The sequence below is a fragment of the Shewanella sp. 5_MG-2023 genome (assembly GCF_030547465.1).
GTDB lineage: Bacteria > Pseudomonadota > Gammaproteobacteria > Enterobacterales > Shewanellaceae > Shewanella.
In genome coordinates, this window is record NZ_JAUORC010000005.1 from 1 (window position 1) to 14164 (window position 14164).

Sequence of the window (14164 nt, forward strand, 5' to 3'; positions counted from 1 at the left end):
GGTCGCCCAGGCACTTCTTTATGACCCACTGTTTTTACCCAGTGTCTATCAGCTAAACTCTTTATTATGTGGCTGCTGACGGCCACACCTCTTACATATTCAATATCACCGCGAGTAACTGGTTGCCTGTATGCAATTACTGCTAAGGTTTCTAAGGTCGCACGTGAATATTTAGGGGATTTCTCTTGCCACAATGGTTGTAAGAATTCACTTAACAGCTCTTGGGTTTGAAAGCGATAACCACCAGCCACTTCGACCAGTTGTACCCCACGCTCTTGATAATCTTGTTGTAATTCATCGAGGCATTCTTTAATGCGTGCTCGAGAGACATCAAATTTCACTAATACTGTGTCTTTTAATGCTTTTACGGTTAGTGGTTTACCCAACACAAATAAACTGGCTTCGATTAATTGTTTTAATTGAATCATGTTTATTTGCATGGTCATCCTTTATCGTATCTTGTGCAATGCAGCTTAAAACGCTTTGACATAAATGGGGGTTAACGGCTCGTTTTGAACCAAATCAACCAATAGCTCTTTAACCAGTTCCATTAAAGCTAAAAAGCTCACTACCACGCCAGCTCGGCCTTCACTAATGTCAAATAAATCAGTAAATGGCACATAATGCTCGGTCGATAGTAAAGCTAATATCTGACTCATGCGTTCACGGGTCGATAATAGCTCGCGTTTTACATGGTGATGTTCGTTGGCATCAATTCTTTTGAGTACCTCTGAAAATGCTTGAGCAATATCAACTAAAGACACTTCAGGTGGCATCACCATTGGTTTTACATTGGGCGAGAGTGTCGCTTTCGCTAAAAATACATCTCGCTCTAGCCTCGGAAGTTCATCTAAATCAGCTGATGCCTGTTTGATAACTTCATAAGCTTTCAATTGACGAATCAACACTACCCGAGGATCTTCATCATCGTCTTCTTCGGTTGCCATTTTAGGCAACAGTAGTCGTGATTTTATCTCGGCTAATGTGGCTGCCATGACTAAATAATCAGCGGCAAGCTCTATTCGCGCTTCGGTTAAAATTTCAATATAAGCTAAATATTGGCTGGTGATTTTTTCTATTGGTAAGTCAACAACGTCGAGTTTTTGCTTACGAATTAAGTACAACAATAAATCTAGCGGGCCTTCGAATGTTTCTAAAAACACCTCAAGGGCTTCAGGAGGAATGAATAAATCATTAGGCATTGCGTCAAACGCTTCGCCTCGAACAACCGCTAAAGGTAAACTTTTCTGGATACCTTGCATTGTCGTCCCTTAATTTAATGATTAAAATCAGCTTTCTAAGTCAAATAACTTATTAAACTACATTACTACTGTTTGGCTATATCTGTTGTATTTCACAAAGATTAAACTTATATCAACTAAGTATTCAGAAAATATCTGCATCTAATTTTAGCGAGAAATTACCAAACGCGCGATTATACGCACTATTGACTGTGGTTGAAACCACTATCAATCAAACTTGTGCATTCAACCGTTGCAAGGGTTATTCAAAAATACTGGTATCGCCGGCGCCTTGACGAATTATATCGATATCGCCTTCAGACATATCTATAACCGTGGTTTGATTTTCAGCAAGGTAACCACCATGAATAATAGCATCGACATTGTGCTCTAAAATATCTCGAATATGCTCAGGATCAGACTCAGCAAATTCTGCATCTGGCATCACTAAACTGGTAGACATAATTGGCGCTTCTAACGCTTCCAATAATGCCAGTGCAATTAAATTGTTTGGCACACGAATACCAATGGTCTTTTTCTTGTCACATTGTAGTCGACGCGGCACTTCTTTACTGGCTTTAAAGATGAAGGTATAAGGCCCAGGTGTGCAGCTTTTCAATAAGCGGTAAGCTTGATTATCCACTCGAGCGAAATTGGCTAATTCTGATAAATCGCGACACATTAACGAAAAATTATTGTCGTTATCAATCTTACGAATGCGCGCCATACGGGTCATGGCATCTTTTTCACCGATCATGCAGCCCAGTGCATAACCTGAATCGGTAGGATAAACAATCACCCCACCTTGTTTTAAAATATTAACCGCTTGGCTAATTAATCTCGCCTGCGGGTTTTCATCATGTATATAAAAAAATTGGCTCATGTTCGCTCCGTCCAAGATTCTGCTTGCCACACCCACTGTATTCCAGCAGGTTGGAATAAATTTTTACCCAACTCAATCCAATTACTTGGAAAATGAAAATCACTGCCAATTGACCCCATTAGGTTATTCAAATGACTTAATGCGACCAAGTTGGCTCTATCATCAATACTTTGTTGTCCTAATACGACTTCCATCGCATCACCGCCCGCTTCTTTATATTCACGGACTAATTTTTTAAGCCATTTAGCAGATAGCTTATACCCGCTTGGGTGAGCTAATACCGCAACGCCACCACTACGGTGAATAATATTAATCGCGCTGGCCATATCGCCCCAATTATTGGGAACATAACCGGTTTTATTGCGGGCTAAATACCGTTTAAAAACACTCGGCATATCTTTGGCATAGCCTTTTTCAGCTAACCAGCGCGCATAATGGCCTCGACTGATAGCTGCGCCTGCTGCAAATTTTTGTGCGCCTTCATACGCACCTTCAATACCCGCCTTAGCTAAACGAATACCAATGTCTTTAGCCCGTTGCTCACGTAATTCACGTTGGTTTGTTAAAAACGCAAGTAGCGCAGCATCGGTAATATCCAAATTTAAACCGACAATATGAATATCAAAGTTATTCCAACGAGTTGAAATTTCAACGCCATTAATCAGTTTTAATGGCGTGGAATGTTGGTTATTGTATTGATGCGCTTCAGCCAATCCAGCAACGGTGTCATGATCAGTAATAGCGAGCATTTGCACGCCTTTATCAATGGCACGTTCAACAAGTTCAGCTGGAGTGAGTACGCCGTCAGATGCGGTCGTGTGGCTGTGAAGATCGGCCAATAGGGAGTCTGTTATCATTAGGTTATTGTACTTTAAACTTTGTTAGAATGCTTAGCCATCTAGCGTTTATTTGCTACATATACATCAAATTGCTACTGCTTTAGTCGCTAGTTGTAAAAAAATAATAAATTTGAGAAATATTCAATTGACTTTATAAGCCAGCTAAGGTCTTCTATAGCTAGTTACAGAATATAAAACCCATTATAAATGACTTCGCAGTGAAATGACCTGCAAATGACATAAAGAGAACCTTTTTAAATGACAAACTTTAACGCGTTAAACATCAGTTGGTGGTGGCACTTCCCAAATTAACGGGTGGTGTGAAGCGTTGTGGTTATTTAAATAACACAAGATTTTACTAAAAAGCCCGCAGAGATGTGGGCTTTTTTGCTATTTACGGCTTGCACTCTCCAATAAAACTAACGCAATCCAAGCTAAAATGAAGAGAACAGAGTATGAAAAAGCACACTATAAGCGAGGCGCAATAAGCATTATGGAACATCAATTTACCCATGTGGTAACCCAAAAGCAGACCTTAGCATATCACGCTGACCCGCTTAGTCTTTATCAGCATATTACTGCTAATGCGCCGCATACTATGTTGTTAGAGTCAGCAGAAATAGAAAGCAAAGATCATCTTAAAAGTATTGTATTGACCCATGCAGCCATGATGGTCCGCTGTGATGGTTACCAGCTCACCTTTACTGCATTAACTGATAACGGCGCCAGCTTACTTACGCCAATCAGTAACTTTTTCCAATCCAGTGAGCAACAACGCCAAGATAATGTTATTACCATTCATCTTGCTAAAGCCAAAGAGCTACAAGATGAAGATGCCCGCTTAAAGTCCACCTCACCCCTTGATGGTTTAAGAATGTTTGTCCAGCACATACAAACTGATCAAAGTGATACTTTTGAGGACTTATTTTTAGGCGGTGTGTTGGCCTATGACTTGATTGATACGGTAGAGCCGCTACCTGATGTTCCTAATGCCGACAACGATTGCCCTGATTACTTATTTTATTTAGCTGAAACCTTAATCTTGGTTGACCACCAAACCCAGCAAGCCGACATTATTACTCATCAATTTTTCGACAGTGCAGCTCAAGCCTCGTCACTGCTTGAGCGAGTTACTCAGCTTAAAGCCAATTGCCAAACATTGGCAGCAGTTGCGCCATTGGTCAGTATTGATGCCCCGACTCAAGTCAATATCAGCGATGAAGCCTTTAAACAAACCGTGGTTGATTTAAAAGAGCACATTGTTGCTGGCGATATTTTCCAGGTTGTCCCCTCACGTAGCTTTAGCTTGCCTTGCCCTAATACTCTAGGTGCATACCGCGCATTAAGACTGACTAACCCAAGTCCATACATGTTTTACTTTCGTGGTCCTGATTTCACTTTATTTGGCGCATCACCTGAAAGTGCCCTTAAATATGAAGCCGCCACCAATCAAGTTGAAATCTACCCTATTGCGGGTACCCGCCAACGGGGTAAAACTGCCGATGGCCAGATTGATTTTGATTTAGATAGCCGTATTGAACTTGAACTGCGCCTTGATAAAAAAGAGCTCTCTGAGCACTTAATGTTAGTGGATTTGGCCCGTAACGATATTGCTCGTATTAGTCAAAGCGGCAGTCGTAAAGTGGCCGAGTTATTAAAAGTTGACCGCTACTCTCACGTGATGCATTTGGTGAGTCGGGTGACAGGTCAATTACGCGAAGATTTAGACGCGCTACATGCCTACCAAGCAAGTATGAATATGGGCACCTTAGTTGGCGCGCCTAAAGTTCGTGCTTCACAGTTAGTTAGACAAGCTGAACAAGCTCGTCGTGGCAGTTATGGCGGCGCTGTCGGTTACCTTAATGGTTTAGGTGATATGGATACCTGTATTGTGATCCGCTCAGCCTTTGTTAAACATGATGTTGCCCATATTCAAGCTGGTGCGGGTGTGGTGTTTGACTCCGATCCCCAAGCTGAAGCCAACGAAACCCGTCAAAAAGCACAAGCCGTTATTTCAGCAATTAAAATGGGAGGCGGACTATGAGCACTCTTTTAAACACAACTGCCACGCAAGACAATAATATGAAATTATATTTACTCGATAACTTCGACTCATTTACCTATAACTTGGTGGATCAATTCCGCTGCTTAGGCTTTGAAGTGATGATTTATCGTAATGATGTCAGTGCTGATTATTTAGCAGAAAAGCTAATAAGCGAAAACGGTAAAGCCGCATTAGTATTATCTCCCGGCCCCGGTGCGCCTCACGAAGCAGGCTGCATGATGGAGCTTATTGCAAAAGTGGCGGGTAAAGTCCCTATGTTGGGAATTTGTCTAGGTCATCAAGCCATGGTTGAGCATTACGGCGGTAAAGTCGAACGCGCTCCTTTTGTCGTTCATGGTAAAGCCAGTCCAACCATTCATAATGGCGAAGGTGTATTTGCTAACCTGCCTTCACCTCTGCCCGTTGCCCGTTATCACAGCTTAGTCGCCACTCAAGTGCCGGCATGTTTAGAGGTCATTGCCAGTACAGATGATATGCCAATGGCAATTTTGCATCCTCAAGATAAAGTGGTGGGTTTTCAATTTCACCCAGAATCAATATTAACCACTTTAGGCAGCACCTTATTAACGCAAACGCTTACCTACCTAACTCAAACATCTGCAGATGTTGATACGTCAGCTAGTGTTGATTCACCAGTTAAAGGAGCCCTGTAATGGCTGAGCTACAACCACTTTTAGACTCGCTATACCAAGGTAATGCCCTTACTCGCGGCCAAAGTGCGCAATTATTTAGTGCTATTGTTGCTGGCGAAATGGATCCCGTCGCCATGGCGGGCATGTTAGTGGCGCTAAAAATGCGCGGCGAAACCATTGATGAAATAACAGGTGCTGCAGATGCGCTGCGTCGAGCGGCTAAACCTTTCCCACGAAGCGCATCGTCGTTAAGCCAAGGCGTAGTCGATATTGTTGGCACAGGTGGCGATGGCCATAACACCATTAATATCTCTACTACCGCGTCTTTTGTTGCTGCAGCTGCAGGAGCAAAAGTCACTAAACATGGTAATCGCGGCGTATCGAGTAAATCGGGCGCATCTGATGTGCTATCGCACTGCGGCATAGCCTTAACCATGAGCCCTGAATCTGCCAGTAAATGTGTTGATGATTTTGGTTTATGTTTCTTGTTTGCGCCCCATTACCATGCCGGTGTAAGACATGCTGTGCCTGTAAGGCAAGCCCTTAAAACTCGCACCATTTTTAATATTCTAGGCCCGCTGATTAATCCAGCAAAACCTGAAGCCATGTTACTTGGGGTGTATTCACCGAAACTAATCGCGCCGATTGTCAATGTGCTTAATGCCTTAGGCGTGAAACGTGCAATGGTGGTGTATGGCAGCGGTTTAGATGAAGTTGCGTTACATGGCGAAACCCAAGTAGCTGAGCTTAATGATGGCAAAATTCGTTTTTATAAATTAACCCCACAAGACTTAGGTGTTGAGCCTGCAGAAATTAAAGCACTAGAAGGTGGTGAGCCAAGTGACAATGCCCTTATCACCCAAGCAATTTTAAAAGGTGAAGGCCAACCTGCTCATCGTGACGCTGTCGCCATTAATGCCGGCTGTGCGCTTTATGTCAGCGGTGTGTGTGACACGGTACAGCAAGGCACAGCGTTAGCACTTGAAACCATCAACAGTGGTAAAGCTTATGAAGTATTAACCCAACTCGCTGCAGCAAGCCAACAAGAGGATGCGAAATAATGACTACCACTAACTCTGGCGCTAATACAGCGGATAAAGAATCAAACGTATTAACCAAGATTGTTGATACCAAAGTAGCGCATATTGCCTCATTAAAATTGCGCTACCCTGAAGCCAGCTTACAGCCAAAAATTTCAGACCGTAGTTTGTTTGATGCGCTTAAGGCACCCAATGCCGGTTATATTTTTGAATGTAAAAAAGCCAGCCCTTCTAAAGGCCTCATTCGCCCTGTGTTTGATGTTGAAGCCATTGCCGACATTTACGTCAAATATGCCGCCGGTATTTCAGTATTAACCGATGAGCAGTTTTTCCAAGGCGATATCGACTATATTCCGTTAGTACGCGCTCGCGTTAGCCAACCTATTTTATGCAAAGACTTCTTTGTTGACCCATACCAAATCAAGCTTGCGGCTCATCAAGGCGCCGATGCAGTGCTATTAATGTTGTCAGTACTTGATGATGAGCAATACAAGCTTTTAGCCGCTGAAGCCGCAAAATACAATTTAGATGCCTTAACTGAAGTCAGTAATCAACAAGAGTTAGACCGAGCAATTGAACTTAATGCCGCTATTATCGGTATTAATAACCGTAACTTGCGTGACTTAAGTACCGACCTTGCCATGACAGAAGCCTTAGCGCCGCAAATTCCAGCTGACCGAGTTATTATTAGTGAGTCTGGCATTTACACCAACCAACAAGTTAAGCGATTAAATCCACTGGTTGATGGCTACCTTGTTGGCAGTTCAATTATGGCCCAAGATGATATTGATTTAGCCTGTCGTCAGCTCATTTTTGGCAATAATAAGGTGTGTGGTTTAACCCGTTTTGAAGACATTAGCGTGGTAGCTCAAGCGGGCGCGGTATTTGGCGGATTAATCTTTCATTCAAAATCGCCACGTCATGTCAGCGTTGAACACGCGGCAGACCTTGTTAACCAAAGCCAGCAAGCAGGCATTGGACTTCATTTTGTCGGCGTATTTGTCAATCAAGCCAATGCTGAAATCGTTGCAACCGTCAAGGCTGTTGGTTTAAAGGTAGTGCAATTACACGGTAATGAAACCAGCGCCGACATAAGCGAGCTAAAACAATTACTCGCAAGCGCCAAGCTTGATTGCCAAATTTGGAAAGCGGTGAGCGTAGAAAGCAGCACCAATACCGTTGGCGATAAAGCACAAGGCTGTGGCCGATACTTATTCGATAGTAAAAATAGTGCTGGATTTGGCGGCACCGGCGAGACATTTAACTGGCAAGGGTTACTCGATTCATCAGTTATAACAGCGACTGAACGAGATAACGCCATGCTTGCAGGTGGGCTGACACCCGAAAATATATTTGAAGCCAACCAGCAAGGCTTTTATGGCTTAGATGTTAATTCAGGGGTTGAATCTGCGCCCGGAATTAAAGATGCACACAAAATTAATTTAGCCTTTAACGCCATTAGAAAGAATTAGTGCCATTAGGCAAGACTGAATGGCAAAGCGCCTGCTAAACAACAAAATTAAACAGAATCATTAAGGAATACCCATGACAAAGCTTAAGTTAGACCCTTATTTTGGTGAATATGGCGGCATGTATGTGCCACAAATTCTAGTCCCTGCTCTTAAGCAACTAGAAACTGCCTTTGTTGATGCTCAAGAAGATCCTGAGTTTCAAAAAGAGTTTACTGATTTACTGAAAAACTATGCTGGCCGCCCAACTGCGCTGACATTAACCCGTAATTTAAGCCCTAACCCAATGGTAAAAATTTACCTAAAGCGTGAAGACTTACTCCACGGCGGCGCCCATAAAACTAACCAAGTATTAGGTCAGGCATTACTGGCAAAACGTATGGGTAAAAAAGAAATTATTGCAGAAACCGGAGCAGGCCAACATGGCGTTGCATCGGCATTAGCCTGTGCGTTATTAGGGCTTAAATGTAAAGTTTACATGGGCGCTAAAGACGTTGAGCGTCAATCACCTAACGTATTTAGAATGAAGTTAATGGGCGCAGAAGTTATCCCTGTCACCTCAGGCTCAGGTACCCTTAAAGATGCTTGTAATGAAGCCATGCGTGACTGGTCTGCAAGTTATGACAAAGCACATTACTTATTAGGCACAGCTGCTGGGCCGCATCCATTTCCGACAATTGTACGTGAATTTCAGCGCATGATTGGTGAAGAAACTAAACAGCAAATTCTTAAAAAAGAAGGCCGTTTACCAGATGCCGTGATTGCCTGTGTCGGTGGAGGTTCAAACGCCATTGGCATGTTCGCTGACTTTATTGATGAAAAAGACGTTGAGCTTATTGGCGTTGAGCCGGCAGGTAAAGGCATTGATACCCCAATGCACGGCGCGCCGTTAAAGCACGGTAAAACTGGTATTTTCTTTGGAATGAAAGCGCCGCTAATGCAAAATAGCGATGGCCAAATTGAAGAATCATACTCAGTGTCAGCAGGTCTTGATTTCCCATCTGTTGGTCCACAGCATGCTTATTTAAATTCAATTGGCCGCGCTCGATATGAGTCAGCAACCGATGATGAAGCCTTAGAGTGTTTCCAGTTATTGGCTCGCACTGAAGGGATTATCCCAGCATTAGAGTCAGCTCACGCGATCGCTTATGCCGTACGATTAGCAAAAGAGGCAACCAAAGAAACCATTTTAGTGGTTAACCTTTCGGGCCGTGGTGATAAAGATATTTTCACCGTCTCTGACATTCTAGAACAACGTGCTTCAGCTGATGCTACGAAATAAGGAAATCAACATGTCTGTAAATAATACCAATCGTTATCAAGCTGCTTTCGCTGAATTAGCCGCTAAAAAACAAGGCGCTTTTGTGCCTTTTGTGACCTTAGGCGATCCATCGGTTGAAGTATCACTTAACATCATTAAAACCCTAGTGGATAACGGCGCTGACGCATTAGAGTTAGGCTTTCCGTTTTCAGATCCATTAGCAGATGGCCCTGTGATCCAAGGCGCAAACTTACGTGCCCTAGACTCTGGCACCACAGTGGCTGATTGCTTTGCGCTGCTCACCCAAGTGCGTGAGTTATACCCAGATATGCCTATTGGCTTATTGTTATACGCAAACCTTGTGTTTACTAATGGCATTGATGCGTTTTATAGCAAAGTGCAACAAGCCGGTGTTGATTCTGTGCTAATTGCGGACGTGCCCGTTGAAGAGTCAGCTCCCTTTAGTGAAGCTGCTAAAAAACACGGGATCTCGCCAATTTTTATCGCCCCGCCTAATGCTGATAGCGACACCTTAAAAATGGTCAGCGTTGAAGGTCAAGGCTATACCTATTTGTTATCTCGTGCTGGGGTAACAGGAACAGAGTCAAAAGCTGGCCAGCCCATTGATCAAATACTCGCTAAACTGGCTGAATATAATGCACCGCCACCATTATTAGGTTTTGGTATTGCTGAGCCAAGCCAAGTCAGTGAAGCTATTAACGCTGGCGCTGCTGGCGCAATTTCAGGTTCTGCTGTAGTGAAAATCATTGAGCGAAACCAGCACGATGAAGCGGCATTGCTACAACAGTTAGCTGAATTTACCCGTAATATGAAAGCGGCGACGCATAAGGGCTAATTGAGTAAGCTTACAAGTCAACGGACATAAGCTGACGTTAATTAAAGCAAAACATTGAAACTAAATATGCCGTAATCCAATAGGATTGCGGCATTTTTTTATATTAATGGGGCCAAACATACACAGCGCCAATACCGATCCTCAACGATCAATAAAAACTTATCAAAATTTCCCCAAGTTCAGCCGAACGACGGCGAATCAACTTCAGATCAGCTGCGGTAACTGCTACACTTTGAGCCATTATTTTCCTTTAGCAAACGGACTGCTAACACTTACTTTTAGGTTATTGCATCTAATGAAACAACTGCTTGATTTTCTGCCATTGGTTATCTTTTTTACCGTCTATAAATTTTATGATATTTATACTGCAACAGGTGCGCTAATTGCTGCCACAGCCGTGCAGCTTATCGTGACTTATTTGCTCTATAAACAAGTCGAAAAAATGCATTTAATCACCTTTGCCATGGTGACCTTTTTCGGCACCTTAACCTTAGTGTTCCATGATGACGCATTCATTAAATGGAAAGTCACCATAGTCTATGCCTTCTTCGCCATCGCATTACTTGTCAGCCAGTTAATTGGCAAGCCAATTTTAAAAAGCATGCTTGGCAAAGAAATGAAGTGTGCTGATAACATTTGGGCCAACGTCACTTGGTATTGGGTTACCTTCTTTGTTGCCTGTGGTTTGGCTAATATCTATGTTGCCTTCAGTTTGCCGCTAGAAACCTGGGTCAACTTTAAAGTCTTTGGCTTAAGTGCATTAACACTGGTCAATACTGTTATTACCGTTGTGTATCTGTATAAACATATGGAACATGATGAGTCTGAACAAGCAAAATAAACTTAAGGAAACTTACTTATGTGGTACATGATTTCGTCACAAGATGTTGAAAACAGTTTAGAAAAGCGCATGGCTGTCCGCCCTGCTCATTTAGCGCGCCTAGAAGCATTGGCTGGCGAAGGTCGTTTGCTTGTTGCAGGCCCTCATCCTGCTATTGATAACGAAAATCCTGGTGAAGCAGGCTTTACCGGTTCGTTAGTAGTTGCTGATTTTGAGTCATTAGTCGCTGCACAAGCTTGGGCAGATGAAGACCCGTATATTGCAGCGGGCGTTTATGAAAAAGTTATCGTTAAGCCATTTAAAAGAGTACTTGTGTAATGAAAATCGTCTCATTTAACATCAACGGTATTCGAGCACGTTTGCATCAGCTGCAAGCGTTAATCGACAGCCACCAGCCTGATGTTATTGGCCTGCAAGAAACCAAAGTCCACGATGAAGCATTTCCAGTCGCTGACGTTGAAGCCATGGGTTATCACGTACATTATCACGGTGGTAAAGCGCATTACGGTGTGGCTATGCTGTCAAAAGCTGAACCTGTTGAAGTCATTAAAGGCTTTAGTGGCGATGCAGAAGATGCACAGCGCCGGATGATTATGGGTAAGTTTACTCAAGCTAATGGCCGTATTCTTACTGTGATGAATGGTTATTTCCCACAAGGGGAAAACATCAGCCATGAGACTAAATACCCCGCTAAACGTAAGTTCTATCAAGACTTAATGCAGCATTTAGCTGACAACCATACCCCTGATGAAGATATCGCTATTATTGGCGACATTAATATTTCACCGATTGATTTAGATATTGGTATTGGTGAAGTGAACGCCAAGCGTTGGCTTAAAAGCGGTAAGTGCAGTTTTCAACCTGAAGAACGTGAATGGTTAGCGACATTAAAAGACTGGGGCTTTGTTGATAGTTTCCGTGAATTACACCCAGATCGCACTGAGCGTTATTCTTGGTTTGATTATCGCAGTAAGGGCTTTGTCGATAACCGCGGTTTACGTATTGATGTGGTGATGGTGACCAAACCTATGTTGCCAAGGCTGACTGAATCAGACGTAGATTACGATTTACGCGCTATTGAAAAACCATCAGATCACGCCCCGATTTGGAGTACTTTTTCAGACTAGTTTTCTGATGCGAATGTAAAACCTTAAGGTTGGCATTCCTATGTCTTGTCCTAAAAAGCCTAACTACACCTTGAGTATATAGTAGTTAGGCTTTTTGATAACTGCCTCGCTTTAAATGAACAAGGTGGCTTTATTGATGCCTAGATTAATCAGCATAAGTTTCAGTTGATGCACAAACTTTGTTTCGGCCAGATTTCTTAGCTTGATACATGGCATGGTCAGCATCAGCAATCAGTTTATCTAATGATGTACCAGAAGTGCTGAAGTCACTCACCCCAAAGCTGCCACTTATCTCAAAATTAAACCCTGTTTCATCAGTGATGATTGCATTAAGTTTGGCTCGGTAGGTTTCAGCTATGACTAATGCATCGCTTATGCTGCAGTTGGGCAAAAACAAACAAAACTCTTCACCGCCAACACGGGCAAAAATATCTTTATTACGGACTATTTCTTTGCACTCTGAAGCGACCATTTTTAATACCCAGTCCCCTGTTTTATGGCCATAACTGTCATTGATGTTTTTGAACCTATCTAAGTCAAACAATATACAGCTGCCTGACTGCTTGAGGTTATTACATCTGGCAATCGCAATAGTGGCACGTTGAGTGAAATAGCGACGATTAAACAATCCGGTTAGAGCATCATTTTGCGCTAGATGACGCAGTTTCTTTTGCGTCGATTTGGTTCTGAAAATCATCCCTAGTAATACGGTGACACACAAAATGAGCAGTGCGATAAATAAACGGTTATTTTCTGATTCAACGGTATCAATCTTTTGTTTTAGCAATAATAAATTGTTTTGTTGGCGTAAAAACTCAATATTATTTTGTTGCTCAGCAGCTCGATGTTTTGCGAGTTGATAAGCTAAGTGTTTGGCTTTTATATCATTCAAGTAAGCCTTATCCGCTTCGGCAAATTGTTGATAATATTTAAGCGCCCCAATGGGGTTATTCGCTTGTTCAGCAAGGCTATACAATATTTTATTAGCAATCACTTCTGGTTCTGAACTGCCTAAAGTTTCAGTATAAGTTAATGTCTTTAAAGCCATTTTTTTAGCCTGCTGGTTTTCACCTAAGTCGAAATAGGCTTGAGCAAGCAATCCATGGTAATAGGATAATATTGGGGTGTATTGGGTTTGCTCAATCATCGATTGGTGTTTTAGCAATAGCACTAACGCTTTCTGATGATAATTTTGCTTAATTAATAATGAAGCCTTAGAGGTATAAATCCCACTCAGCACTACAGGCTCTTGGGCCTGCTCGCAAGACTCAATGCCATCATTAAAAAGTGGACTGTCGTAGTCAAGTAAATTGAGCTTAGACTTGGCTTCTAATGAAAGCTGCGCCGCCATGCAGTGATTACGGCCTTTTGTGACGTAATCAGATAGCTTACTGGCATATTCTTCACCTAGCTCATATTGACCAATTTGATTATAAAAAATGGCATTGATGAGTAATCCACGTTGTTTATTTTCGTTATCTACAATATCGGGCAATAAGCTTTGGCTAATGAGCAGATGCTTTAGGCCTTGATTCCAATCTTTCGATATAGCATAGATGTTAACCAGTGATATCGTTGCCCGAAATCTAATCGACGTGGATGTTTGATCGTTATCAACAATATCGGTATAGAGCGCTATCGCGCCTTTAAAGTCACCTTTAAATGATTTTTGATAAGCCAGCAGGTAGTGGTAATGCCCTTGTTGTTGCTGAGACAGCTGTGCTTGTTCTAGTTCTGATAATATTGTCTGAAACGTTTCTGGGTGGCTACTACGAAGATTATCAGCCTTAACTAACAAATCATCGATGTAATTTGCGTTTAGCGATGTTGAAATAAATAGTGCGAAAATAAAAACAAACTTTTTCATCAACTTTAGATCCATTTTTATTTTCGCCAGTTATCTATGTAAA

General features: G+C 42.4%; 14 protein-coding genes. 9 read left to right on the top strand and 5 right to left on the bottom strand.

Annotation, left to right across the window (positions count from 1 at the left end):
• The 4 genes from scpB to Q4557_RS03685 all read right to left on the bottom strand — a co-directional run.
• On the bottom strand, positions 1-440 hold a 440-nt coding region (gene scpB / locus Q4557_RS03670), incomplete at its 3' end, for an SMC-Scp complex subunit ScpB (RefSeq protein ID WP_303410749.1).
• Between the two features lie 33 nt (positions 441-473).
• Positions 474-1262 (bottom strand): ScpA family protein, encoded by a 789-nt coding sequence (locus tag Q4557_RS03675; protein ID WP_076537092.1) that lies wholly within the window; start codon positions 1260-1262, stop codon positions 474-476.
• A 241-nt stretch (positions 1263-1503) separates the two neighbouring features.
• Positions 1504-2124, bottom strand: coding sequence for an L-threonylcarbamoyladenylate synthase (locus Q4557_RS03680; RefSeq protein WP_076537094.1), 621 nt, complete (start codon positions 2122-2124; stop codon positions 1504-1506).
• Entirely contained in the window at positions 2121-2981 is an 861-nt protein-coding gene (locus tag Q4557_RS03685; protein ID WP_102437423.1) for a PHP domain-containing protein, read from the bottom strand. The genes Q4557_RS03680 and Q4557_RS03685 overlap by 4 nt, the downstream gene beginning before the upstream one ends.
• Positions 2982-3456: 475 nt before the next feature.
• Between Q4557_RS03685 and Q4557_RS03690 the strand changes: the two genes are divergently transcribed.
• From Q4557_RS03690 to xthA, 9 genes are all read left to right on the top strand, one after another.
• Positions 3457-5007 (top strand): anthranilate synthase component 1, encoded by a 1551-nt coding sequence (locus Q4557_RS03690; RefSeq protein WP_303410757.1) that lies wholly within the window; start codon positions 3457-3459, stop codon positions 5005-5007.
• 38 nt (positions 5008-5045) lie between these two features.
• A complete protein-coding gene (locus tag Q4557_RS03695; RefSeq protein ID WP_102437589.1) occupies positions 5046-5681 on the top strand; it encodes an aminodeoxychorismate/anthranilate synthase component II in 636 nt (211 codons plus the stop codon).
• Positions 5681-6721 carry an anthranilate phosphoribosyltransferase gene (gene trpD / locus Q4557_RS03700; RefSeq protein WP_102437425.1) on the top strand — a complete coding sequence of 347 codons (1041 nt, stop codon included), beginning with the start codon at positions 5681-5683 and terminating at the stop codon, positions 6719-6721. Before Q4557_RS03695 ends, trpD begins: the two co-directional genes overlap by 1 nt.
• On the top strand, positions 6721-8172 hold the full coding sequence (gene trpCF, locus Q4557_RS03705) for a bifunctional indole-3-glycerol-phosphate synthase TrpC/phosphoribosylanthranilate isomerase TrpF (protein WP_102519773.1): 1452 nt from the start codon (positions 6721-6723) through the stop codon (positions 8170-8172). The genes trpD and trpCF overlap by 1 nt, the downstream gene beginning before the upstream one ends.
• Positions 8173-8245: 73 nt before the next feature.
• Positions 8246-9451 (top strand): tryptophan synthase subunit beta, encoded by a 1206-nt coding sequence (gene trpB / locus Q4557_RS03710; protein WP_303410764.1) that lies wholly within the window; start codon positions 8246-8248, stop codon positions 9449-9451.
• Between the two features lie 4 nt (positions 9452-9455).
• Entirely contained in the window at positions 9456-10286 is an 831-nt protein-coding gene (gene trpA / locus Q4557_RS03715) for a tryptophan synthase subunit alpha (RefSeq protein WP_198590468.1), read from the top strand.
• Positions 10287-10581: 295 nt separating this feature from the next.
• Positions 10582-11127 (top strand): septation protein A, encoded by a 546-nt coding sequence (locus Q4557_RS03720; protein ID WP_076537104.1) that lies wholly within the window; start codon positions 10582-10584, stop codon positions 11125-11127.
• 18 nt (positions 11128-11145) lie between these two features.
• Entirely contained in the window at positions 11146-11445 is a 300-nt protein-coding gene (locus Q4557_RS03725) for a YciI family protein (RefSeq protein WP_102437429.1), read from the top strand.
• The gene (xthA, locus tag Q4557_RS03730) at positions 11445-12254 is read left to right on the top strand and encodes an exodeoxyribonuclease III (RefSeq protein ID WP_303410767.1); all 810 of its coding nucleotides are present in this window, start codon (positions 11445-11447) and stop codon (positions 12252-12254) included. Before Q4557_RS03725 ends, xthA begins: the two co-directional genes overlap by 1 nt.
• A 145-nt stretch (positions 12255-12399) precedes the next feature.
• Here the strand turns inward: xthA and Q4557_RS03735 are convergent, their stop codons facing one another.
• The gene (locus tag Q4557_RS03735) at positions 12400-14121 is read right to left on the bottom strand and encodes a GGDEF domain-containing protein (protein WP_303410769.1); all 1722 of its coding nucleotides are present in this window, start codon (positions 14119-14121) and stop codon (positions 12400-12402) included.
• Positions 14122-14164: the final 43 nt, after the last annotated feature.